Below are 22,743 nucleotides of genomic sequence, written 5' to 3'. Positions count from 1 at the left end.
GGCCCCCTAGTCTTGGTCCGTTTGGACGTTCATTTCTTTATCCCGGAACACTTGCTGTGCATCTTGAATCTCGACGCGGAGCTGACTCATCTCGGCATCGAGCAAAAATGCCGCTTCAGCCGCCCGGCGCAGGCGCTCCTGCACCTCGACCGGCATATCCCCGTCGTATTTATAGTTGAGCGAGTGCTCGATCGTTGCCCAAAAGTTCATCGCAAGCGTCCGCACTTGGACTTCGACAAGCGTCGGGAACTCGCCATGAATCGTTTGAACCGGGTATTCGAGAATCAAATGGTATGAGCGGTAGCCCGATTCCTTTTGGTTCGTGATATAGTTACGTTCCTCGACGATTTTAAAGTCGGTCCGGTGATGGAGCAGTTCAAGGACGTGGACGATATCGTCCACGAATTGGCACATGATGCGGAGTCCGGCGATGTCTTGCATCTCCGTCGACAACTTGTCGTAAGGGATTTGCTTTCGCTTCGCCTTCTCGAGAATGCTACCGACCGGTTTGACCCGTCCCGTGACAAACTCGATCGGTGAGTGGTCGTTTTGAGATTTATATTGTTTCCGAATCGCCTTGAATTTAACTTTCAGTTCATCGACCGCGATTTGATACGGCACTAAAAATTGATCCCAATCCATTGATTGCATATGCTGTCACCACTTTCGTTCATTTCGGAAAACCCTGCTTTTTCCGTATGTATCCGATTGTATGGTATCATAAACGAACAATTGTTCATAGAATGGAGCGATGATTTATGACCCAAGAAGTGGAAATTGAATTCAAATCGATGTTGACGAAAGACGAGTATGAGACCTTGCTCACCGCCTACGATTTAACGGACAAAGTGAAATGGCAGGCGAATGACTATTTCGATACACCGACGTTCGAACTGAAGAAGCACGGCGCCGCCCTACGGATTCGCGAGAAAAAACATGGCCAAGTGTTGACACTCAAACAACCGCATGACGTGGGACTGCTCGAGACACATGCCCCAATCAATGAGGCAGAGGCCGAGAACCTGTTCAAATACGGCATCATCCATGATGACCAAATGAAAGAGGCGCTCGCCGCGTTCGAGTTGTCCGGCCCGCTCGAACATCTCGGTCGCCTTGAGACGAAACGTGCGGAAATCGAGACGCCAGACGGTCTGCTCGTCCTTGACGAAAGTCATTATTTGGAGATTCACGACTATGAAATAGAATTTGAAGTGACCGATGAAGCGAAGGGCAAACTCGCGTTCGAACAGCTTCTTCATCGCCATGGCATTCCCCTCCGGCCCGCCAAAAATAAAATCGTTCGATTCACGGAAGAAAAGATGCGTCGAAATCAAGGTTGAGCAGATACGTTGCCAACCTTTTTTTTTCGTTGCTACAATGAGCATACGATATATTTGATTTTTGTTTACGAGAGGAGGCGACACAATGGAACTTGAACAATGTAATGAGTCATCCTGTTCATTGGAAGAATCTTCTATCCAAGTAACATATAAGCCATTAGAGTTATTCTATTTCATGGACATCTCAGATCCAGACGGGCTTCACGTGATGACACTCATTAAAAAACTCGAACTTGAATACGGGCACTTGATTCGTTTCCGTATGGTTTCGACGGTTCCTAGTTGTGTTGGCGGATGTCAAGAAGAGGTTCGCCTTCTCACGATGATCAAGGCTATGGAGTTACAAGGGAAACGTCATGCGATGCGCTTCATGCGCCATCTGCATATTAACGATATCTTTTTGAAGGATGGCTCTAGCGACAACGACTTATGGGAAATTGCCCGCTCGTTCGTCAGTTATGGACTCGACATCGATGAGTTGGCTGCCGATATCCAATCCAATCAACTGCTAAGCGCACTGGCGGTCGATCATGAGATCTTGAAAGACTGGGAAATCGAATCGCTTCCCGCCTTGACGTTCGTCACGCGTGACGAGGCGCTCAAAATCGAAGGACTCTATCCGTATGACGTCTATCAGGCTGTCATGGTCGAACTGCTCGGCTATGTACCGACCCGTGAGACCGATTGGAACGTCGAGAAAGTGTTAGGACACTATGACGCCTCGACGATTACCGAGCTCGCTTTCATTTTAGAGCTCGACAAGCCTGTCATCGAAAGAGAATTAAAAAAACTGTCGCTCCAACAACGTTGCCGGCCTGTCCCGGGCTGCAGCGGCGAAGCTTGGGCGACGAATAAATGACACAACAAAACCCACGGCCGGGGAGCCGTGGGTTTTTTCGATGTTTCCCGCGGGGACGGAAAACATCGTACCCGAGTATCTATACAGATCACAGGTTGGGAGAAAGTTTACGGTCAATAAAGGGGTTTGTGATTGATTTCACACTTATAATATACCGAGACGAGCGCACCGTGACAAGCACTTTGTTCATATTGTCACATAATGTTCACTCCCCGCTCCTTTTATTGGAAAAGTAACGCTTCCATCTCGTCTAGCACGGCCTCGAACTGATCGAGCGCTGCGAGCACCGGTGCTTTCGTCGTCATATCGACTCCAGCCGCCTTCAATACTTCAATTGGATAATCGCTCGACCCGGCCTTCAAGAACTTGTCGATGTAACGACGGACGGCCGGTTCCCCTTCGTCCATGATCTGATGCGACAATGCGGCTGACGCCGAGATGCCCGTCGCATACTGATAAACGTAGTAATTGTAATAGAAGTGCGGGATCCGTGCCCATTCGAAGGCGATCTCCCCATCGATGACGAGCTCGTCTCCGAAGTATCGCTTGTTGAGCTCGAGGTACGTCTCATTCAAGTACTCAGGTGTGAGCGAGACGCCATCTTGGGCCGCTTTATGAATCATATGCTCGAACTCGGCGAACATCGTCTGACGGAACAACGTGCCACGGAACGTCTCGAGCTGATTGTTCAAGAGATAGAGCCGCTCTTGGCGGTCTGTACGCGTCTTCAGTAAATAGTCGTTCAAGAGCGCCTCGTTCGTCGTCGATGCCACTTCGGCCACGAAGATCGAGTAGTCCCCGTATGGATACGGCTGCGACGCCCGCGTGTAATGGCTATGGACCGAATGACCGAACTCATGGGCGAGCGTGAACAAGTTGTTGACGTTGTCTTGCCAGTTCATCAAGATGAACGGCTGCGTGTCGTACGCGCCTGAAGAGTAAGCACCGCTCCGTTTGCCACGCGTCTCACGGACGTCGACCCAGCGTGAATCGAGACCGTCCTTGACGATTTGGACGTACTCGTCACCGAGTGGTGCGAGTCCCTCGACCATCAAGTCTTTCGCTTCGTCATATGGGATTTTCATGTCCACGTCTTTCACGAGCGGTGTATACAAGTCATACATATGCAGCTCGTCCACACCGAGTGCCCGTTTCCGGAGCGCGACGTAACGATGCAACAAGTCGAGGCGCTCGTTCACCGCTTCGACGAGACCGTCGTATACCGCTTCCGGGATGGCGTTATGATGGAGCGCCGCTTGACGGGCACTCTCGAACTTACGGACCGTCGCATAGAAGTTATCCTTCTTCACGCTGCCTGACAACGTCGAGGCGAACGTGTTCAAATATTGCTCGTACGTGCCGTACATCGCCTTGAACGCCCCTTCGCGGACGCTACGGTCGCTCGACTCGAGGAATGTGATGTAACGGCCATGCGTCAATTCGACGTCTTCACCTTTCTCGTTCTTCACTTTCGGGAATTTCAAATCGGCGTTGTTGAGCATGCCGAACGTCGAACTCGACTGGCCGAGCACGTCACCGGCTTGAGCGAGAATCGCCTCTTCGGCTTCCGTCAACACGTGCGGACGCTCTTGCGCCAACTCATCGAACGCATGGCGATAGACGTTGAGCGATTCGTGTTCCGCCATGAACGCCTCGATTTGACTCTCATCGATGGCGAGCAGTTCCGGCGTCATGAATGCGAGCTGAGCCGAGATTTGGGCCGCGAGCGAGCCCGCCCGGTCGTTCAACGCTTGATAATGACTGTTCGACGTATCTTCGTCATAACGCATATGGGCGTATGTATACAGTTTATGCAATTGACGCGAGATGTCGTCGCGAAGTTGTAGGCCTTCAAACAAAGTAGAGGCTGATTCCCCGAGTTTACCTTTAAACTCGACCAAGGCCGGCACGTTTGCTTTCAATGCCTCAAAATCGTGTTCCCACGCCTGATCGTCCGCATAAATCGTCTCCAAGTTCCACGTCTCCTCGACGGGTACTTCTTTTCGTGTGAGTACTTCTGACATATATCCACTTCCTTTTCCTAGTTTGTATACGATTTCGCCATGAATCGCTGAAACCCTTGAAAGTATCGAAGATCGTGGAGAAGGGCCGTCTCTAGCGTCTTTGGGACGTGCCAATCCCGCACCGACTCCGTCACATCAAACACGTTCAAGAGTTGTCTCCATTGTACTTCAAATGCTTGAAGAAAGTCGCTTGTCGGGGTCACGTCAAACTGGCGGCACGTCTTTTCGATACTCCACGCGACGGAGTCGCCGGGACGCTCACGCCGATTCAAATAAAACACCGTCTGAAACGTGAACGGATGGACGTGGATGCCCCAAAGCGAGGATAACGGCAAGTAACAGCAACTCGGCATAAGAGACGGTAGCATTCCGATCGGATACAACCGGTTCAAGACGAGCCGGCGGTACTGCGGCGTCGGATAGGGCGGGGTCATCCGGCGGCGCCGGACGAGTTGAACCCATTGTTGGGCGTCGAAACGATAATAACATTCGAACGGCGAACTCGAGAATGACGATACGGTCTGCCAATGACCAACGCCGCGTCTAACCGATATCGGGAAGCCAATGAAACGATAAAGTGATTGCTTGTAAGGGACATGGAGGCCATGCCGTCTAAACAGTTCGTGACGCATCCACGGCTGCAATGAAGGCCAAGCACTAGGTTCTAATCCGCTCGCCAGCCAGACGACATCGAGTCCGTTGTCGCGATAATGTCTCGTCCGCTCGACGTAAGACTCGATTGTGAGCGTCGACGCTTGAATTTCGATGACGAGACTTGTATCGTCGCGTCGGGCCAGCAAATCGGCACGCCGTGCGCCGATGATGACTTCTTGTTCGACGGCGTAACCTTGTGTCTGAAGCCACTGCCGAACACCCCATTTGTCTTCGTGGTGCCCCGTCGACTCGCCTTGTCCACACGGATGGACATGTGCGAAATGAAGCCGTCGCCTCACACCTTGCTTGACGATGACCCGTTCCCCGCATTCTGGACACACAAAAGGGGCAAACGGTTCGATCCGCCCCCGACTTAACGTAAGGGCATCGACATACCCCCCTGTCCGATCGATGGCAAACCGCATCCCGCTTCCCCCTCATAGTAGTGGTGAAAACATTCGGGCCAATGACTCGACGAGTTTGATGAAGTACGACCGTTCCGAGAACGCCTGCAACTCCAACTCGTGTGACCCTTCAAAGTCTTTATAGAGATCTTGCTTGAGCTGATGGACGGAATTCGTGTTGTATAAGAGCGCGTTCACCTCGAAATTGAGGTGGAAGCTCCTGAAGTCCATGTTCGCCGTCCCGATCGTCGCCAGCCCATCGTCGACGACGATGACTTTCGAGTGCATGAACCCTTCTTCATACAGATAAATCTTTACACCGGCGCTGAGCAGCTCCTCGAAGTACGACCGGCTCGCATAAAACACGATCTTATGGTCCGGATAACTCGGGAGCACGATCCGGACATCGATTCCTGATAGCGAGGCGGTCTTGAGCGCGCTCATGATGTCCTCATCGGGAATCAAATACGGCGAAGAGATATAGACCGATTTTTTCGCGGCGTTGATCAGCGCAAAATAGATCGACTTCATCGTCTCATACGGTTCATCCGGTCCGCTCGCCACGATCTGCACACCCCCGCTCGCGCTGCGTACCGTCTCGAGCGGTTCGAGATAAAACGGAGTGAACAGGCGCTCGCCCGTCATATAGTACCAGTCCTGCAAAAAGATCAGTTGCAGTTCCGACACCCCTTCCCCTCTGACGTACAGATGCGTGTCACGCCAGAAGCCGAACTTCGAATGTTCGCCCAAATACTCGTCACCGACGTTCAACCCGCCGGTGAACGCCTCCGTGCCGTCGATGACGACAATCTTCCTGTGGTTCCGGTAGTTCGTCTTACTCGACACGAGCGGTAAGACGACCGGGAAGAAGGCTTGGACGTGGACGCCTGCTTGCCGCATCTCGTCGAAGAACGTCCCGCTCGTATGGATCGAGCCGACGGCATCGTACAAGAAGCGGACCTCGACCCCCGCCCTCGCCTTGTCGATCAAAATGCGTTGAATTTCCCGAGAAATACGATCTTCCCGGAAAATATAATATTCGAGATGGATGTGGCGGGTCGCCCCTTTCAAGGCGGGCAACAGTTTGGAAAACTTTTCTTGCCCGTTCGTCAGCACTTGCGTATACGTGTTCGATGAGACGGGTAATTGATTGAGTGACGACGTCAAATGGAGCAATTTCTCATAATCGTCGTGGGAGAACATGAGTGACGGCGACAACGTCATCGCCTTCTGACGATAGGCGAGGTATGTCTCTTCATCGAGCATCGCTTTCTCTTTGAACATCCGCTTCCGGCGATAGTTCTGTCCGAACACGAAATAAGCGAACAGACCGACGACCGGGAAGCCGAGCATGACGATCGCCCAAATGAGCGTCCGTTGCGGATTGCGGTTCTCGAGCAAGATGACGAGCAAAATGCTGAACGTCGTCAAAAAGACGAGCACCGAGAACAAGCCAATCACTTGGGAGCTCCAGTAATATGATAATACGGCAATGAGACCTGCGAGCAAAATCAGGGATAAAAGGACTTGTATGCGTCGCAACATATTATAAACTGACCCCGTTTCTATCTTGTATTATCATAATTATACAACTTAACGCCATCTTTTGAGGGGAGCGAACGAAATTTGGGCACATTTTTGATTACGGGAGCGACGAGCGGGATTGGACGGGCCGTCGCCCTCCGGTTAGCAGAGGAAGGACATGACGTCATCGGCATCGGCCGAGACGAGGCACGAGGCGAAGAAATTGAGGCGGCATCCGCTCGCGTCACGTTTATGGCATGCGATTTGTCCCAACCCGACGACATCGAGGCGATGATGGACGAACTCAAAGACCGGGCCATCACGTTAGACGGACTATTCAATAACGCGGCGACGTTCGGGCGCCCCGGGACACCAGAACGGTTGCCTGCGTCCGCGTTCGATGACGTCTTTGAACTGAACGTGCTCGCGACAAACCGACTTATCCAACGCGCTATCCCGCTCCTCGCGAATGGAGCGAGCGTCGTCAACAACGCTGCCATCGTCGGCCACGTCAAATTCCCACCGATGCTCGGTCCATACGCCACCTCCAAAGCGGCCGTCATCGCCTTGACGAAGACGTTCGCCCATCGAATGAAAGGCAAAATCCGCTTCAATGCGGTCTGTTTCGGTCCGGTCGACACCCCGCTCAGTCACAAGTTGTACGGCGGGGAAGCCAAGTTCCAAGAGGCGATGACCCATCATTTCCGGGGACATGCCGCTAAACCGGATGAAGTGGCGCCGGTCGTGACCTTCTTGTTGAGTGAGGCGTCGAGCTACATCAACGGCCAAGCCATTACGGTCGATGGGGGCTATACCCTCTCATGATGCACAGAAAGGAAGGGGTCTTCTCGGACCCCTTCCTTTCTCGTCAATCACGTATTTTCCGTGCTTTCGTCATCTGATTCGTCAAGAACGCTTTCTCTCGTGGATGCAACTCATCCAAGTCGAGCGCTTCCTCAAAGTAGTCGATAAAGTCCTCGAACGTTTCATCATGCGAGGCGTGTGCCTGAATCCGCGCGATTCGGATCGCCTCGAAGACGGATGCCATCACGAAAATGTCGTGACTCGCATACGTCTTCACAGGAGCGAACGCCTCGAACAATGTCGCTTCCATCGTTTTACGTTTGGCATGCCAGTTACTCTTGTCGTTGGAGAATAAAAAGTCGCCTGCCGGCAATCGGCTCAGTTCGCGTAAAATATCGCCGATGTAGTGAATCGCGTGAATCGCCGTATTCGGATCATTGATGCCCGGTGAGACGCCTTTCAGCGCGATCTCACTCAACTTCTCGATGACGAACGCCGGGTCTTGAATCGATGAACGGATTTCACCGATTTGGAACACGTCGATATCGGGCGCTTCTTCTGCGAGCCAATAGCCGAGAATATCTCCTTCCGCTACAAAGTCCCCGACGGCCACGACCGATTCGAAGTCGACGTCACGGCTCTCCTGCTTCCCGCTCGAGAACAGTTGGACGTAGCCCGTTCGAGAGGCATAGACCGCCTGTCCTTCGAACGTGTGAACCGTTCGTTTCGGGACGATATACATGTCTTCCTCTTCGACCGCCCGTCTCTGGTTTTCAATGACGGATAGCGCTTCGCGGTGCAATGCCGATAAGAGGCGCTCCGCTTGAATCGAGACGCTGATCGTTTGAATGAATTTAACGAACGCCCAAATCGAGCTGACGACGAGCAGGACACTGATGCCTGAAGCGAGTACGACGTCTTCATCCGATGTCCGGATAAGGAACAAGTTCGTAATGCCGTACACCGTCGTCATGATGAACAGGCCGAGTGTATGCTTCGACGCCGAGTTCGTCAAAAAGTTATTGATCGTCCGAGGCGAGAACTGCGACGAATACGTCGTCAAGACGACGAGGATCGTCGAAAAGCTGAACGTCATCATCGTCATGAGGCTCGTGAACGACGAAGACAGGACAGAAGCTGCTGAATCCTTGTCTAAATAAATGATTTCCGGTAACAGCTCGCGAAAGAAGCTTCCAAAATATTGAGTCAGGAACGTTAATGCGATCCCTCCCACTCCGTATAAGAACGGGACGAACCAGGTGCTATCTTCCAACTTTAATTGAATCCGCTTGAGCATCACGACACCTCTTCATATGTATAAATTGGTAAAAAAATCGCCTGTCCACATGAACAGGCGATTAGGCTTTAGAAATAGTGACGGACTTTTGAGAAGACATCCCCGTCGAGAATGAGCTTGCCGTATTCTTCAAGCATCGCTAACGTCTGCGTGCTGAACGTCAAATACTCGGCTAAGAGACTTAATACGTTCTCTTCTTCTTCCGGTTCCATCTCGTCTGGGAAGTCAATCCACAAGTAATACCGATTGTCGTAATGGAATAACTTAAGGTTGACGTTGTTCAACGCCTCTCCTGCTCGTTTACTGAGCGAGATGATCGCCTCAAAGTCATCCGTTTCCATGGCGAGCGGAGCCCACGCCTCCGGCTCAGCTTCGATTTCATCAAGTTCACTCAATTGATCAAGCACCGATTGCTGATCGCGCGCCTCATCGATTGCCGAGCGCAGCAGTGACCCAAGCTCAGAATCGTCTTCAGAGTCAATCACATTTTTCGCGATCGTCACGGTCACTTCAAGTCCTTTTTCAAACGCTTGTACTTGTATCCATAGTGGACCATCAAACGAGATATCTTCTCGTTCGTGCGCTTCGTCCATCATCTGCCAGAACAGCTGCTCACCACGTTCTCGGTTATACCAGATTTCATCACGAGCGAAACCGCGTTTCTCGATATCGACATACGTAATGAAAAATTTGACGGTGTTGTCGTTGATGCGCTCAATTTTCACGATTGTCCACTCCCTTCTCACCTCACTCCTACTTCAACAATTAAGGAGGAGAGGGGAAATTGTCTTGTTATCATAGTACCCTTTTTTTAACGTGTCAATCTATTGATGGTGGGGTTGTTACTATTATTTTATCGGAAAAACGGAATAATAAAAAGCACACTGCTTAGACAGTATGCTTCCTCACTCGTTGACAAGTCGTTGCGCTTCTTGAAGTTGGAACGTCCGGACCTTGCGCGGCAAGAATCGACGAATCTCATCTTCGTTGTATCCGACTTGAAGACGTTTTTCATCAATCAGAATCGGACGGCGGAGCAATCCTGGATATTCTTGAATCAAATCATATAGTTGTTGGAGTGAAAGCGCATCGACCGATACGTCGATTTTCGAGAAAACTTTAGATCGGGTCGAGATGATTTCATCTGTTCCATCTTCTGTCATACGTAGGATTTGTTTGATCTCATTGAGTGAGAGTGGTTCTGAAAATATGTTCCGTTCCGTGAATGGAATATCATGCTCCTCGAGCCATGCCCGTGCTTTTCGGCACGATGTGCAACTCGGAGACGTGTACAATGTGACCATTTTCGTTCCTCCCTGATCAAGTGTTCGTTCATCTTTTTCAAGTGACTCTATTTGTATACCCAAAAATTCGTCCACTTAATTATAATAATTCTTATTTATTGAAACTTCAATGATAACTTTTCTCACTCGGGTAAGAAAAGAGGACGCATTCAGGAGAATGCGACCCTTGATCGACCGTTCTAGGACGCCGGCATTCGAGAAACCGGTTGTGATACCGTCTCTTTGCCAGGCTTCACTTGTAAGTCTTTCAATTTCTTCTTGAGGACTTCCTTCAGAAGTTTCTTTTTCTGTTGCAATACTTTGTCACGCTCTTTCATGGTCTCTCACCCCCAACGCCATAAGGACTCGACCCACCGACCGTTACTGAATCTGAAAATCTTGAACTTGCACTAATCTACAATTAAATTATAGCACATTCTTATGAAAATGGTTGAACAATCTCGAAGATTTTCATCATTTCACACGTTCCAAATTTGCTTTTCTTTTTCAATTCCCGTATAGTTAATAGAAATAACCTTTGAAATCACCAAGGAGGAGAGCGAATATGAGAATTACGCTAGAGACGATTATGCGACATCCGGTCACCCAAAAATATTTGACCCGTTCCGGTCTGAAACACGCCGTCGACGTGTGTGAACGCGCTCTCGAATTGGCGACGCGACGAGGACTCGATACGGATTTAGCGACGAAAGCTGCTCTGCTCCATGACATCGGTCACTACGAATGGTACACCGAAGGCAAATGGAACTACGATTTATACCGTCAAAACGACATTCATGCCATTAAAGGGGCCGAACGCGCCCATAAGCTATTGATTCGTCTCGGGGAAGACCCAGCGCGCGCGAAAGAGATCTCGGTCATGATTCTGCTTCATACCGATTCCTATCTCCCGCCTAACCGGATTCAACGTACCCCACTCCAACAGCTCGTCCATGATGCGGATACGTACGTGGAACAACCTGGCGGACTGCATCACTATGAGACGATGGAAATCGAAGATGCCCTTGCCCGTGTCCGCCTGATTGACGCGGTCGTCGAACGGCTCTCGAACTTGCCACGCATCTCAAACGCCTGACACCGTCCTTGGATGGTGTTTTTCTTTGCGTTCAAAAAAGTCCCGAATCCGGTTGGATTCGGGACTTTCTAATTATACGAGTTGCGCTTTATACGCTTCGTATTCTTCGTCTGTCAATGAGACGTAATGGCCTGGCTCGACTTCACGGAGCGGTGGGATGCTTGAATCCTCATCCGAACGTCCGACGGCACCGAGTGACTTCGACTCATACACGATCCGCTTACGTGTGCGCTCATGCTCTGGATCCGGAAGCGGGATCGCCGAGAGAAGCGACTTCGTATAGGCGTGAATCGGGTTCTCATACAAACGCGCTGCTGGAGCGAGTTCGACGAGGTGACCTTGATACATGACACCGATCCGGTCTGAGATATACTTGACCATCGACAAATCGTGGGCGATGAACAAGTACGTCAAGTCACGGTCGCGTTGCAATTCTTTCATCAAGTTGACGACCTGGGCTTGGATCGATACGTCGAGAGCCGAGATTGGCTCATCGGCGATGATGAAGTCTGGTTCAACCGCGAGAGCGCGGGCAATCCCGATCCGCTGACGTTGACCGCCCGAGAATTCGTGCGGGTAACGGCTCGCGTGCTCTTTCGTAAGACCGACCGTTTCGAGAAGGTCATAGACACGGTTCATCCGGTCTTCCTTCGTCTTGGCAAGGCCGTGGATATCAATGCCTTCAGCGATTATATCAGCGACCGTCATCCGCGGGTTGAGCGATGCGTAAGGATCTTGGAAGATCATTTGCATGGCCCGGTTGAATTTCAACTTCTCCGCTTTCGACTTCTTGCCATGAACGTTTTCGCCTTTGAAGACGACATCACCGTCCGTCGCGTCATAAAGACCGATGATGGTACGACCTGTCGTCGATTTCCCACAACCTGACTCCCCTACGAGACCGAGTACTTCACCTTTGTAGATATCAAACGAGATGCCATCGACCGCTTTAACGACGCGGCCTCGGCCAATTTTAAAGTGCTGCTTCAGGTCTTTTACTTCGAGTAATTTCTCGCGTTCCATTATTCAGCACCACCTTTCAAAATCGATTTGGCGAACGCGCTGTCCGGACGATACTTGAGTGCAAGGTCACGGATTGCTTTCGGCGGGCTCACTTGCGGTGCTTGCGGGTGCAATAACCAACTTGCCGCATAGTGCGTGTCGCTAATTTGGAACATCGGTGGTTCTTTTTCAAAGTCGATCTTCATCGCATACGGGTTACGTGGTGCGAACGCATCGCCTTTTGGCGGGTCGAGCAAGTTCGGCGGCGTACCTGGGATGGCAGGAAGCGCCTCGTTCGGGTCATCAGATGGGCGCGGCATCGATCCGAGCAGTCCCCATGCGTATGGGTGACGCGGCTCGTAGAAGATCTCATCGACCGTTCCCTTCTCGACGATTTTACCAGCGTACATGACGGCAACACGGTCAGCCATGTTCGCGACGACACCGAGGTCGTGCGTGATGAAGATAATCGCTGTGCCGGTCTTTTGTTGGATGTCTTTCAAGAGCTCCAAAATCTGAGCTTGAATCGTTACATCGAGAGCCGTCGTCGGCTCATCGGCGATCAATACTTTAGGGTTACATGCGAGCGCGATCGCGATAACGATCCGTTGACGCATACCACCTGAGAGTTGGTGCGGATATTGCTTAAGACGTGCTTCTGGGTTTGGAATCCCGACGAGTGTGAGCAATTCCAGCGTACGCTTCTTCGCATCTTCACCCGTAAGACCTTGGTGCTGCTTCAATCCTTCAGCAATCTGTTTGAAGATCGTCATCGTCGGGTTAAGTGATGTCATTGGATCTTGGAAGATCATGGCAATATCACGGCCACGGATCTTCAACATTTCTTTTTCCGACAACTTCGCCAAGTCTTTGCCTTCGAACAAGATTTCCCCGTTCGTGATTTCACCTGGCGGGTTCGGAATCAAACGCATAATCGCTTTCGAAGTGACGGATTTACCAGAACCCGATTCACCAACGATGGCGAGCGTCTCGCCTTTTTTCAAATCAAACGATACGTTGCGAACGGCTTGTACCGTTCCAGCATACGTATGGAACGAGACCGCTAAGTCTCGGACAGATAAAATCGTTTCCATTCACGAGTCCCCCTGTTTCTATAATTATTTACGCATTTTCGGGTCGAACGCATCACGCAAGCCATCGGCGAGCAAGTTGAAGCTGACCATGAGCAAGACGATGATGACTGACGGGATGACGAGCAAGTACGGGAACGTCCGTAGCTCTTTGTATCCGTCGTTGATCAACGTACCAAGTGAAGCTTGCGGCGGTTGAAGTCCGATTCCGATGAAACTGAGGAATGCCTCGAAGAAGATGGCAGATGGAATCGTGAACATGAGTGTGATGATGATGGCACCGAGCGTGTTCGGGATCAAGTGTTTGAAAATCAAACGGTTACTTGAAGCACCGAGTGTACGGGCTGCCAAGACGAACTCTTGGTTTTTGAGTTTCAAGATTTGACCGCGGACGAGTCGACTCATCCCGATCCAACCGGTGATCGTCATCGCGAGGATGATGGTGAACACCCCTGGGTCAAAAATCAAGATGAACAAGATGATCAAAATTAAGTTCGGCACACCTGTCAAAATTTCAACGATCCGCTGCATGATGTTATCCGTGCGGCCACCGAAGTAAGCCGAGATTCCACCGTAAGCGACACCGATGACCGTATCGATGATGGCGGCCATCAAACCGATGAAGAGCGAGATGCGTGTCCCTTCCCAAACACGTGACCAAAGATCACGGCCGAGATAGTCTGTACCGAACCAGAAGTTCTCTTCAACATTTTTCTGTTCATAAAAATTAATGTCGCGCCCACCGAGGTTGGCCATCCCATCAAATCCAGCCCATTCAAGTCCAGTGACTTTAGGTGGGAGTTTGGCTTGTGAGATGTTTTGTTCATATGCGTCACGGCCTGAAAGCATCGGACCGAATAGCGCAAGTAAGACAAGAATGACAATGACTGACAACGAGAGGATGGCGGCCTTGTTTTTCTTTAAGCGCATCCAAGCGTCTTGCCAGAAGTTTAAACTTTTACCGGCGATCCGTTCACCGAGCTGTTCATTCATTTCGACACGTTGGAACATGTCTTGGTCGAACTGCTCGAAATTCTTTTTATTTTCAATCATCAGTTATCCCCCCCAAGACGAATACGTGGGTCAACGACTCCGTAGAGCAAGTCGACAAGCAAAATGATAATAATGAACAAAGCTGAGAAGAACAGTGTCGTGCCCATGATGACCGAATAGTCATTCAACGTGATGGACGTAACGAACAATTCACCAAGCCCAGGTACCGCAAAGATTTTTTCGATAACGAACGTACCTGTCAACAGGCCAGCCGTCATCGGTCCGAGAATGGTGATGGCAGGAATCATCGCATTACGCACCATATGTTTCCAAACGATGGCATTCCCGGTCAATCCTTTCGCCTTAGCGAGCGTGACATAGTCTTGTCCGGTCACTTCTAGCATCTCAGTCCGGACGAAACGGGCGATGGACGCCGTTACACCGAGGGAGAGCGAGATGGTCGGCAAGATGGTATGGGCCGGTGAATCCCAGAACGCGACAGGCAACCACTGCAACTTAACCCCTACATAGTACTGAAGGAGGGCTGCAAAGACGAACGACGGGACAGAAATCCCGATTACCGATACGAACATTGAACCATAGTCGATGTACGTGTTGTGACGGATGGCCGCTACGATTCCGAGCAACAACCCAACGAAAGTACCAAGGACTAATGCCTGAATACCCAATTGTGCCGAAGGACCGATCCGCTCCATGATCAACTCCGTCACTGGCCGGTTGGCCGTACGGAACGACACACCAAGGTCACCTTGCACAAGGTTCCCTAAATAAGTCGCGTAACGAACCGGCAGTGGATCATTGAGTCCGTAACGATCGTTCAAGAGTTGAATTTGCGTGTCCGTCAATTTCTCCTGGTTCTGATACGGCGAACCTGGAAGCAGGTCCATCAAGAAGAATGTGAACGTCGCAATCAAGAAGAACGTGATGAGGCCGTAAGTCAGCCGTTGCAGAATATAACGTCCCATAAATAAATACCCCCTGTTTTTCTAATGTGTCTATGCTTGCACCAACAGCGTCACTATGACATATTGCCCTTTTCTTGAATTCACAAAATGAAAGGAATTTTCTGAAAGAATAGGTCAAACGTCATCTCAAGGCTCTTAGCACAGCACATGAAAATTGAAGAATCCTTAGTTTGTAAAGTATTCTGAATTTTCACTGTTACTACATTATACTTTACCAACAAAACATTTGAATAGTATTTTCTCTCATTTCCGGATTTTTTTTAGAAAAGGGGGGACATGCACGTTGCATGCCCCCTTCTCATTTAGTTGATATCGACGTATTTGTACTGGTAATCAGCACCGAATAGTTGACGGTTGAAGTTTTCGACGTTTGGACGGAGCAAGTAAGCGACACCAGCTTGGTAAATCGGCATGATGGCTTGGTCTTGTTCGATCAAGAGCGTCTCTGCTTCTTTAAATTTGTCATAACGGGCATCGATTGCTGTTTCAGCAGATGCTTCATCAATCAACTTGTCGTAGGCAGCAGACTTGTAGTTGATGTCGTTTTGACCGTTGTCAGATGTAAAGATGCCAAGGTTTGTGAGCGGATCTTGATAGTCAGGTCCCCAAAGGGCGAATGACATTTGGTACTCTCCGTTCGCTTCGAGCTCAAGCTTGTTGTTGAACGGTTGTTGTGAGATGTTCACGGTCACGTTCGGCAAATTCGACTCGAGTTGGCCTTTCATGTACTCTGAGATTTGTTTCGATACTTCGCTGTCGAATGAGAGAAGTTCGATTGTAGCAGCTTCGCCGCCAGTCGCTTCTTCCCAAAGTGATGCCGCTTCGTCAGCGTTCGTTTCAAAGTGCGTCACGCCTTCCGTGTAATCCGTGCCGTCTTCATACTTGATGAAGTCTTTCGGGATGAACGAAGTCGTGGCGATTGAGCCGTTGTTCAACAGCTGATCGATAATCCCGGTTGGGTCGACCGCACGAGCGACAGCTTTACGAGCGTTGATGTCAGCGAAGAGTTCATCTTCGTGGTTGAACTTGAAGTAACCGACAGATGATCGAAGGCCTGTGCTGTAGTCATCGTTCTCTTGGAATGCGGCAACTTGTTCAGATGAGAGGCCGGCGTAGTCGACTTCTCCTGCTTCATACAAGTTGACGACTGTCGATGTATCTTTAACAACGCGAACGTCGACTTTTTCTAGGGCTACATTTTCAGCATCCCAGTACGATTCATTTTTCGTCAACACGTATCCTTGCTCGCGATCCCACTCCGACCATGTGAATGGACCGTTGTAGATGTGGTTTTCTGGAGTCGTCGAGAAGTCTTCGCCTTTTTCAGTCGCAAACGCTTCGTTAATCGGTGTGAACGTACCGAACGATGTGAGCGAGATGAATGATGGGTCTGGACGCTCGAGTGTAACTTCAAGTGTCTTCTCATCGATTGCCTTCACACCGAGATCTTCTTTAGGAAGTTTACCCGTGTTGATGGCTTCGGCATTTTTTACTGTGTTCATGATGTACGCGTATTGTGAACCTGTTTCAGGATCCACAGCGCGTTGCCAAGCGTAGACGAAGTCGTTCGCTGTGACAGGTTCGCCGTTAGACCATTCCGCGTCGCGGAGTGTGAACGTGTAGACCGTTTCGTCTTCGTTCACTTCTGGTTCTCCTTCGGCGATTGCAGGAACGGCATTCCCGTCTTGATCCAGACGGTAAAGACCTTCCATCGTGTTGGCGATCAAGTTGAACGCGACTGCGTCCGTCGCGAGCGCCGGGTCAGCCGTTGTAATATCAGACGTGTCCGTCAAGCGGAGAACTTTTTCTCCGTTCGAAGACGAACCGCCGTCAGAGTCTCCGCCAGTCGAGCAAGCGGCGAGCACTGAACCGAGTGCCAAGATGAGTGTCATCATGAGCAAAATCGATTTTTTCTTCATTGCGATGTCCCCTTTCTGAATCGTGAAGCATGGCGTTTCGTCGGACGATAACATCTTACTTTTTCTTTAATTTTCTGAATATTTCATTTTGTATCCGACGAAAAAACGTTAGGGCTATTGTAAAAAATTTTTAATCAAACTGTCAACTCCCTAATAAACCGCCGTCATTTTCAACACGAACTTCTCGCCTTCTCCACCAAGCAACAGGTATCATAGAGCCATAGGGCGGATAACTCGATGGAGCACATCCAAGCTGAAAGGAGTTTGTCACATTGAAAAAATTTAGAAGTATATTAATTGTTTGGGGGATTGTCACAATTGCCTACACGGTCTGGTCGAGCCTCTCTTATTACCAGGATGAAACGTTATTGTTTCATTTGAGCGGCGGTCTGTTCGTCGCCGGGATGCTCGTCTTTGCAATCGGTATGTTCTCTCAAATGAGCGCGTCCGGACTATTCGACGGCATCATGTACGGGTTCAAACGTAACCGACGCGCCAAGTTGAAAGAGATTGACCCGGATTACGAGGAAGACGAAGAGGCGACACCGGAAGAACGGGCCGCTCAAAAACATTCGGCTTCGCGTTGGGTGTACGTCGGCGTCGGTAGCATCATTCTCTCCTACATTATCACCCTCGTTTGACCTTCCGATTTTTCAGACGATATGCTACACTATGGCTAGAACAATAGGAAACACGATGAAGAAGACAAGTACCTCGATCCCCCTTTCCCCCAGAGAGTCTACGTTGCTGCGAGTAGATGGAGAGCGTCGAGCGAATGGACTTCGGAGTGGCTCACCTGAACGATAGTATGGTGAGACGGTCACGCCCGTTAACGCGATCAAGTGGCATGAGCTTCATGCAAATTTGGGTGGCACCGCGGTTATTCGTCCCGATTTTTCGGGCGGGGAACCGCGGTTTTTTTTATATTCTATGGAGGTGCAATCATGGCAAAAATCTTTTCTGGCATTAAACCGACCGGCGTCGTGACGCTCGGTAACTACTTAGGGGCGATGAAACAGTTTGTCGAGCTCCAAGACGAGCACGAAGCGTTCTACTGTGTCGTCGATCTCCATTCGATCACGGTCCAACTTGACCGGGTCGAGTTGATGGACAACACGCGTAAACTTGCGGCGCTTTATCTCGCTTGTGGTCTCGACCCTGAGAAGTCGACGATTTTCGTCCAGTCGGAAGTGAAGGCGCACGCCCAGCTCGGATGGATGTTGACGTGTATCGCCGGCATGGGTGAACTGAGCCGGATGACGCAGTATAAAGACAAATCCCAAAACAGTGAAAATATCGGTGCCGGCCTGTTCGTCTATCCGACGCTCATGGCGGCCGATATCCTCTTGTACGGGACAGAACTCGTCCCGGTCGGTGATGACCAAAAACAACACGTCGAATTGACGCGTGACTTGGCCGAGCGCTTCAACAAGCGATACTACGAGACGTTCACGATTCCTGAGCCGCTCATTCAAAAAGAAGGCGCCCGCATCATGAGTTTGACGAACCCGGTGAAGAAGATGTCGAAATCGGATGCGAACGTGAAAGGCTTCATCTCGATGCTCGATGAGCCGAACGTCATCCGCAAGAAAATCAAGAGCGCGGTCACAGACTCGAGCGGGATCATCAGCTTCGACCGAGAGAACAAGCCGGGAATCTCAAACTTGCTTGAGATTTATTCACTCTCGACCGATACGCCAATCGACGAACTCGTCGAACATTATCAAGATTCGAACTACGGGACGTTCAAACAAGATGTCGCTGAAGCGGTCGTCGCCATGCTCGAGCCGATTCAGAATCGCTATCATGAACTCGTCGATTCAGCTGAGCTCGATGCGATCCTCGACGCAGGTCGTGAAAAGGCAGAAGCCGTCGCCAACAAAAATCTCGCGAAAATCGAGAAAGCGATGGGACTCAACCGGAAACGGGCCAAAGTGAAGAAATAAAAAGTAGCCGCCCTTTGCATGCAAAGGGCGGCTTGTTCGTGCAACGTGATTGGTCAAACTGAAGACACAAAAAAAGAGACAGGCGTCCCCGTCTCTTTTTTGTATGCGTGTTGTTTCTTATTACTCTTTGCCTTCGATAGATGCCCACTTGTACGAGTAGTCAGCGCCGAACGCGTGTTCAACGATTCCTTTAACGTATGGCTTCGTGAGGCGAGCCGATCCACGTTGGTAAACTGGCGAGATCGCGTTCTCTTCAAGAACGATTTTCTCTGCAGCTTGAAGGTCAGCCCAACGCTGTTCAGCATCTGTGCTTGATTTCGCAGATTCGATGAGCTTGTCGAATTCTTCGTTCGACCACTTACCACGGTTGTATGGTCCGTCAGTGACGAAGAGGTCAACGAATGTCATTGGATCCTGGTAGTCAGGGCCCCATCCAGCGAATGTCAACTCGAAATCACCTTTGTTTTCAAGGTCAAGTTTGTTGTTGAACGGTTGTTGCTTGATTGTGAGCGTGATACCTGGAAGGTTCTTCTCAAGTTCACCTTTGATGAACTCACCGATTTGCTTCGCAGATTCTGAGTCATAGTTGAGGAGTTCGATTTCGACAGAGTCTTGACCGAGTTCTTCAAGTCCTTTTTCCCAAAGATCTTTCGCACGATCTACGTCATAGCCGCCGATGTCGCCGTTCGCTTCACGGAAGTCTTTACCGTCTGGTCCAGTTACGAAGTCTTTAGGTACGAGGTAGTTGGCAGGGACTGAACCGTTCGCAAGGAGCGTTTCAGAGATCGCTGCTTTATCGTATGCCGCGTCAATCGCGTTACGGATGTTTTGGTTGTCGAGCGCTTCAACCTCAGTGTTGAACTGAAGGTAGAAGAGTGTTGGCTCAACGACAGTCGAGAAGTCTTCGTTGTCTTGGTATTGAGCAACGAGTTCAGAAGTCAAACCAGTGCGGTCAACGTCGCCGTTTTCGTACAAGTTAACACCTGTTGAAACTTCTTTAACGACTTTAACGTTGATTTCTTCAAGTTTGACGGCTTCAGCATCCCAATAGTCGTCGTTTTTGACCATTTTCCAGCCTTGCTCGCGCTCCCAGTTTTCGAGTTTGAACGGTCCGTTGTAGAGCGTTGTCTCTGCAGACGTACCGAAGTTCTCGCCTTGCTCTTTGTCGAACGACTCAAGTTTAGGCATGAATACGCCAAAGCTTGTGAGACCGAGGAAGTAATCAGCTGGTGCAGTCAATTTAACTTCAAGTGTCTGCTCATCAAGTGCTTTGACGCCGACAGCGTCGCGCTCGCCTTCGCCTGTGTTATAGGCTTCAGCGCCTTCGATGATTGACATGACGTAAGCATATTGTGATGCGTTGTCCGGGTTAAGAACTTCTTTCCAAGCGTATTCGAAGTCGTTAGCTGTTACAGGCTCACCGTTAGACCAAGTTGCGCCTTCACGGATTTTGAATGTGTACGTTTTACCGTCTTCAGAGACTTCATGTGACTCTGCGATCCCTGGTGTCGGGTTATCGTCTTTATCCATACGATAAAGACCTTCGTTAACGTTGTTCAACACGTTGAACGAAACCGAGTCTGTCGCGAGTGTAGGGTTAAGTGAAGGGATGTCAGAACTATCGAGCAAGTTGAGGACTTGCTCCTCGTCTGCGCCGCCTTCAGAACCTTGATTTTTTGATGATGTCTCTTCTTCCCCACCCGAGCAAGCTGCTAGGAATGCGCTAGATAGAAGCGTTACCGACGTTGCTAAAGCAAAACCTTTTTTCTTATTCATTGCGATGACCCCCTGATTTTTTTCGGTTTAACGAAATGAACGATGGTAGAAAATTCAGATATCTCACTTTACAAAATTTGCTACCACAATCCCGTTGAAGCAATAATACAATATTCTGATAATTTTGCAAAGTGTTTATTTTAATTTTTCTAAAAAATTTTTATTATAGGCTAAAAGCCCGCCTAGGGAGACGGGCTTTTAGCTCATTTTTCATAAACTTTAGAAAAAGTTAGGACGTACGAAGGACCGATGACCGGAAAACCGATTTCCGCATATTTGGAATCGACTGCGAAAGATCTTCCAGCTTGGTAGATTGGGATAACGACAGCTTCTTCCAACAGCCGTTTTTCCGCCTGTCGATACGTCTCGTTCCGGTCCGCAAGTACTTCTGTCGAGCGGGCCTCATCCATCAAACGATCGAACGTTTCGTCCGTGTATCCGCTCGAATTCAAATAGTTATTTGTCTCGAATTGGGTCAAATAGGCACTGAATGTCGGGTAGTCCGGTTGCCACCCTGATAGTGACAACGCGTAATCGCCTGCGACTTCTTTCCTAACTTTGTCACCGAGCGGCAACTCGACGACGTTCACTTGAAGACCGGGAAGTTGTTCAATCTCTGTTTCAATCGTCTGGGCGATCTGTCTCGCCTCTTCATCGACAAAGCTGAGCAACTCAATCTCGATTTCCTCTTCTTCGAGCCGATCAAGCACGTCTGCGAACAGTGTCGCCGCCTCTCCTTCAAGCGTCGGCTCCGTCTTCGTTTGATCGGTGACGAGCAATCGTTCTGTCGTCCGTTCGGCTCTTGCGAGTGACCCTTCCACTGCTTCGCGATCTAAGGAGAGCGCGAGCGCGCGTCGGAAATCGGCATCATCGAACGGATACTCGTCGACGTTCGGTTTTAAATAGAAGACGCCGCTTCGCGGAACATCAACGAGCTTACCTTCGACTGATTCGATTGTCCCCTCGTCCGTGCCGTAAGGGATCGGGTGAATACCGTCGGGCTCTGAACTTAGACCTTCATCCGCCCAGATGATAACCTTTTCGAGCGTGACGCGATCTGCATCATAATAATCCTCGTTTTTTATCAACGTCGCCTGGGCCGCGTCGATTGACTCGATTTGGAACGGTCCGTTCGCGTCGAGTTCTTGCCACTCCCCAATCATCGTCTGCGGCAGAAAGGCCGGCATCGCTAACATCTGCTCGAACCCTTCCATCGGACGCTCGAGCGTCAGTTCAAATGTCTGTTCGTCAATCGCTTTCACGCCGAGCGTCTCTGGTTCTTTCGTCCCGAGACTGATCGCTTTCGCGTTCAATACATCTCCGAGGAGGAAACTGAACGGGGAATTCGTATCGTCATCGGCGAGCATGCGAAAATGCTCGACGAACGTTTCAGCCGTGATCGCATTTCCATTCACAGTTTGACTTGCCTTCAAGTTAAACGTATATGTCGCCCCGTCCTCGGAACGCGTCATCGTCTCAACGAGTCCCGGTTCAATCTCACCGTCCGCTCCGAAGCGATACAATCCTTCATAAATATGCGATAACACAGTTTGCGAACTCGGATCGATCGCGAGCAGTGTGTTCGGCTGCTCCGGCAACGTCTCTCCATGGATCGTCACGATTTGTTCTTCTGGTGGTAGTAACTCTCGTGCCTGCTCTCGTTGTCCGTACCAAATAACGAAAAAAAGGATAAGGACTGAACCCAACAAGGCGGCACCGATGAAAAATCGTTTCATCTGGCATTC

The 22,743-nt window shown here is 50.1% G+C and carries 20 protein-coding genes and 1 other annotated feature; of the genes, 6 read left to right on the top strand and 14 right to left on the bottom strand.

What is annotated here, in order from left to right; translation table 11 throughout:
- Nucleotides 1-6 precede the first annotated feature (6 nt).
- Nucleotides 7-651: a GTP diphosphokinase gene (gene yjbM, locus KNP02_RS12105; protein WP_034776960.1), complete on the bottom strand. Its 645-nt coding sequence runs from the start codon at nt 649-651 to the stop codon at nt 7-9.
- Between the two features lie 107 nt (nt 652-758).
- Here yjbM and KNP02_RS12100 point away from each other — a divergent pair, with 107 nt between their 5' ends.
- Together KNP02_RS12100 and KNP02_RS12095 are read left to right on the top strand one after the other, a co-directional pair.
- Nucleotides 759-1,340, top strand: a complete 582-nt coding sequence (locus tag KNP02_RS12100) for a CYTH domain-containing protein (protein WP_214709569.1) — start codon at nt 759-761, stop codon at nt 1,338-1,340.
- A gap of 85 nt (nt 1,341-1,425) precedes the next feature.
- Nucleotides 1,426-2,199 (top strand): DsbA family protein, encoded by a 774-nt coding sequence (locus KNP02_RS12095; protein ID WP_214709570.1) that lies wholly within the window; start codon nt 1,426-1,428, stop codon nt 2,197-2,199.
- A gap of 221 nt (nt 2,200-2,420) precedes the next feature.
- On the opposite strand, the gene pepF is transcribed toward KNP02_RS12095, so the two are convergent.
- From pepF to cls, 3 genes are read right to left on the bottom strand one after another with little or no spacing between them, the layout of a single operon-like run.
- Nucleotides 2,421-4,223, bottom strand: coding sequence for an oligoendopeptidase F (gene pepF / locus KNP02_RS12090; protein WP_214709572.1), 1,803 nt, complete (start codon nt 4,221-4,223; stop codon nt 2,421-2,423).
- Nucleotides 4,224-4,240: 17 nt separating this feature from the next.
- Complete coding sequence (locus KNP02_RS12085) at nt 4,241-5,302, bottom strand: competence protein CoiA (RefSeq protein ID WP_214709574.1); 1,062 nt, start codon at nt 5,300-5,302, stop codon at nt 4,241-4,243.
- Between the two features lie 12 nt (nt 5,303-5,314).
- Complete coding sequence (cls, locus tag KNP02_RS12080; protein ID WP_034776952.1) at nt 5,315-6,826, bottom strand: cardiolipin synthase; 1,512 nt, start codon at nt 6,824-6,826, stop codon at nt 5,315-5,317.
- An 81-nt stretch (nt 6,827-6,907) separates the two neighbouring features.
- Here cls and KNP02_RS12075 point away from each other — a divergent pair, with 81 nt between their 5' ends.
- A complete protein-coding gene (locus KNP02_RS12075) occupies nt 6,908-7,630 on the top strand; it encodes an SDR family NAD(P)-dependent oxidoreductase (RefSeq protein WP_214709576.1) in 723 nt (240 codons plus the stop codon).
- Between the two features lie 43 nt (nt 7,631-7,673).
- Here KNP02_RS12075 and KNP02_RS12070 read toward each other — a convergent pair whose 3' ends face one another.
- From KNP02_RS12070 to spxA, 3 genes are all read right to left on the bottom strand, one after another.
- Nucleotides 7,674-8,906, bottom strand: a complete 1,233-nt coding sequence (locus tag KNP02_RS12070) for a DUF2254 domain-containing protein (RefSeq protein WP_138859695.1) — start codon at nt 8,904-8,906, stop codon at nt 7,674-7,676.
- Between the two features lie 68 nt (nt 8,907-8,974).
- The gene (mecA, locus tag KNP02_RS12065) at nt 8,975-9,631 is read right to left on the bottom strand and encodes an adaptor protein MecA (RefSeq protein ID WP_034776946.1); all 657 of its coding nucleotides are present in this window, start codon (nt 9,629-9,631) and stop codon (nt 8,975-8,977) included.
- Nucleotides 9,632-9,811: 180 nt separating this feature from the next.
- Complete coding sequence (spxA, locus tag KNP02_RS12060; RefSeq protein WP_015881217.1) at nt 9,812-10,210, bottom strand: transcriptional regulator SpxA; 399 nt, start codon at nt 10,208-10,210, stop codon at nt 9,812-9,814.
- 544 nt (nt 10,211-10,754) lie between these two features.
- Between spxA and KNP02_RS12055 the strand changes: the two genes are divergently transcribed.
- A complete protein-coding gene (locus KNP02_RS12055; protein WP_214709578.1) occupies nt 10,755-11,285 on the top strand; it encodes an HD domain-containing protein in 531 nt (176 codons plus the stop codon).
- 72 nt (nt 11,286-11,357) lie between these two features.
- Here KNP02_RS12055 and KNP02_RS12050 read toward each other — a convergent pair whose 3' ends face one another.
- From KNP02_RS12050 to KNP02_RS12030, 5 genes are all read right to left on the bottom strand, one after another.
- Nucleotides 11,358-12,308 (bottom strand): ABC transporter ATP-binding protein, encoded by a 951-nt coding sequence (locus KNP02_RS12050; RefSeq protein ID WP_034776942.1) that lies wholly within the window; start codon nt 12,306-12,308, stop codon nt 11,358-11,360.
- On the bottom strand, nt 12,308-13,381 hold the full coding sequence (locus KNP02_RS12045) for an ABC transporter ATP-binding protein (protein WP_034776940.1): 1,074 nt from the start codon (nt 13,379-13,381) through the stop codon (nt 12,308-12,310). Before KNP02_RS12045 ends, KNP02_RS12050 begins: the two co-directional genes overlap by 1 nt.
- 24 nt (nt 13,382-13,405) lie before the next feature.
- Nucleotides 13,406-14,431: an oligopeptide ABC transporter permease gene (gene opp3C, locus KNP02_RS12040; protein WP_371819500.1), complete on the bottom strand. Its 1,026-nt coding sequence runs from the start codon at nt 14,429-14,431 to the stop codon at nt 13,406-13,408.
- The gene (gene opp3b / locus KNP02_RS12035; RefSeq protein WP_214709580.1) at nt 14,431-15,357 is read right to left on the bottom strand and encodes an oligopeptide ABC transporter permease; all 927 of its coding nucleotides are present in this window, start codon (nt 15,355-15,357) and stop codon (nt 14,431-14,433) included. Before opp3b ends, opp3C begins: the two co-directional genes overlap by 1 nt.
- Nucleotides 15,358-15,659: 302 nt before the next feature.
- Nucleotides 15,660-17,276 carry a peptide ABC transporter substrate-binding protein gene (locus KNP02_RS12030; RefSeq protein WP_214709582.1) on the bottom strand — a complete coding sequence of 539 codons (1,617 nt, stop codon included), beginning with the start codon at nt 17,274-17,276 and terminating at the stop codon, nt 15,660-15,662.
- 272 nt (nt 17,277-17,548) lie between these two features.
- On the opposite strand from KNP02_RS12030, the gene KNP02_RS12025 reads away from it, so the two are divergent.
- Nucleotides 17,549-17,917, top strand: a complete 369-nt coding sequence (locus KNP02_RS12025) for a DUF3899 domain-containing protein (protein ID WP_214709584.1) — start codon at nt 17,549-17,551, stop codon at nt 17,915-17,917.
- A gap of 46 nt (nt 17,918-17,963) precedes the next feature.
- Nucleotides 17,964-18,171, top strand: a binding site (T-box leader).
- 49 nt (nt 18,172-18,220) lie between these two features.
- Nucleotides 18,221-19,222, top strand: coding sequence for a tryptophan--tRNA ligase (gene trpS / locus KNP02_RS12020; protein WP_214709586.1), 1,002 nt, complete (start codon nt 18,221-18,223; stop codon nt 19,220-19,222).
- A gap of 120 nt (nt 19,223-19,342) precedes the next feature.
- Here trpS and KNP02_RS12015 read toward each other — a convergent pair whose 3' ends face one another.
- Together KNP02_RS12015 and KNP02_RS12010 are read right to left on the bottom strand one after the other, a co-directional pair.
- Nucleotides 19,343-20,998: a peptide ABC transporter substrate-binding protein gene (locus KNP02_RS12015; protein WP_214709588.1), complete on the bottom strand. Its 1,656-nt coding sequence runs from the start codon at nt 20,996-20,998 to the stop codon at nt 19,343-19,345.
- A gap of 203 nt (nt 20,999-21,201) precedes the next feature.
- Nucleotides 21,202-22,734, bottom strand: coding sequence for a peptide ABC transporter substrate-binding protein (locus KNP02_RS12010; protein WP_214709590.1), 1,533 nt, complete (start codon nt 22,732-22,734; stop codon nt 21,202-21,204).
- Between the last annotated feature and the right edge of the window lie 9 nt (nt 22,735-22,743).

Source organism: Exiguobacterium sp. s40 (genome assembly GCF_018617905.1).
GTDB classification, from domain to species: Bacteria; Bacillota; Bacilli; order Exiguobacteriales; family Exiguobacteriaceae; genus Exiguobacterium; species Exiguobacterium mexicanum_A.
The sequence above is the reverse complement of the archived record's forward strand: the minus strand, read 5'-3'. Positions and strand labels throughout refer to the sequence as shown.

Coding starts and splice junctions, on each gene's coding strand:
- spxA (WP_015881217.1), bottom strand. CDS start 10,210: ATGGTCACATTGTACACGTCTCCGAGTTGCACATCGTGCCGAAAAGCA.
- KNP02_RS12010 (WP_214709590.1), bottom strand. CDS start 22,734: ATGAAACGATTTTTCATCGGTGCCGCCTTGTTGGGTTCAGTCCTTATC.
- KNP02_RS12100 (WP_214709569.1), top strand. CDS start 759: ATGACCCAAGAAGTGGAAATTGAATTCAAATCGATGTTGACGAAAGAC.
- KNP02_RS12085 (WP_214709574.1), bottom strand. CDS start 5,302: ATGCGGTTTGCCATCGATCGGACAGGGGGGTATGTCGATGCCCTTACG.
- opp3C (WP_371819500.1), bottom strand. CDS start 14,431: ATGATTGAAAATAAAAAGAATTTCGAGCAGTTCGACCAAGACATGTTC.
- opp3b (WP_214709580.1), bottom strand. CDS start 15,357: ATGGGACGTTATATTCTGCAACGGCTGACTTACGGCCTCATCACGTTC.
- KNP02_RS12095 (WP_214709570.1), top strand. CDS start 1,426: ATGGAACTTGAACAATGTAATGAGTCATCCTGTTCATTGGAAGAATCT.
- KNP02_RS12045 (WP_034776940.1), bottom strand. CDS start 13,381: ATGGAAACGATTTTATCTGTCCGAGACTTAGCGGTCTCGTTCCATACG.
- yjbM (WP_034776960.1), bottom strand. CDS start 651: ATGCAATCAATGGATTGGGATCAATTTTTAGTGCCGTATCAAATCGCG.
- KNP02_RS12070 (WP_138859695.1), bottom strand. CDS start 8,906: ATGCTCAAGCGGATTCAATTAAAGTTGGAAGATAGCACCTGGTTCGTC.
- trpS (WP_214709586.1), top strand. CDS start 18,221: ATGGCAAAAATCTTTTCTGGCATTAAACCGACCGGCGTCGTGACGCTC.
- KNP02_RS12050 (WP_034776942.1), bottom strand. CDS start 12,308: ATGGAACGCGAGAAATTACTCGAAGTAAAAGACCTGAAGCAGCACTTT.
- KNP02_RS12055 (WP_214709578.1), top strand. CDS start 10,755: ATGAGAATTACGCTAGAGACGATTATGCGACATCCGGTCACCCAAAAA.
- cls (WP_034776952.1), bottom strand. CDS start 6,826: ATGTTGCGACGCATACAAGTCCTTTTATCCCTGATTTTGCTCGCAGGT.
- KNP02_RS12030 (WP_214709582.1), bottom strand. CDS start 17,276: ATGAAGAAAAAATCGATTTTGCTCATGATGACACTCATCTTGGCACTC.
- KNP02_RS12015 (WP_214709588.1), bottom strand. CDS start 20,998: ATGAATAAGAAAAAAGGTTTTGCTTTAGCAACGTCGGTAACGCTTCTA.
- pepF (WP_214709572.1), bottom strand. CDS start 4,223: ATGTCAGAAGTACTCACACGAAAAGAAGTACCCGTCGAGGAGACGTGG.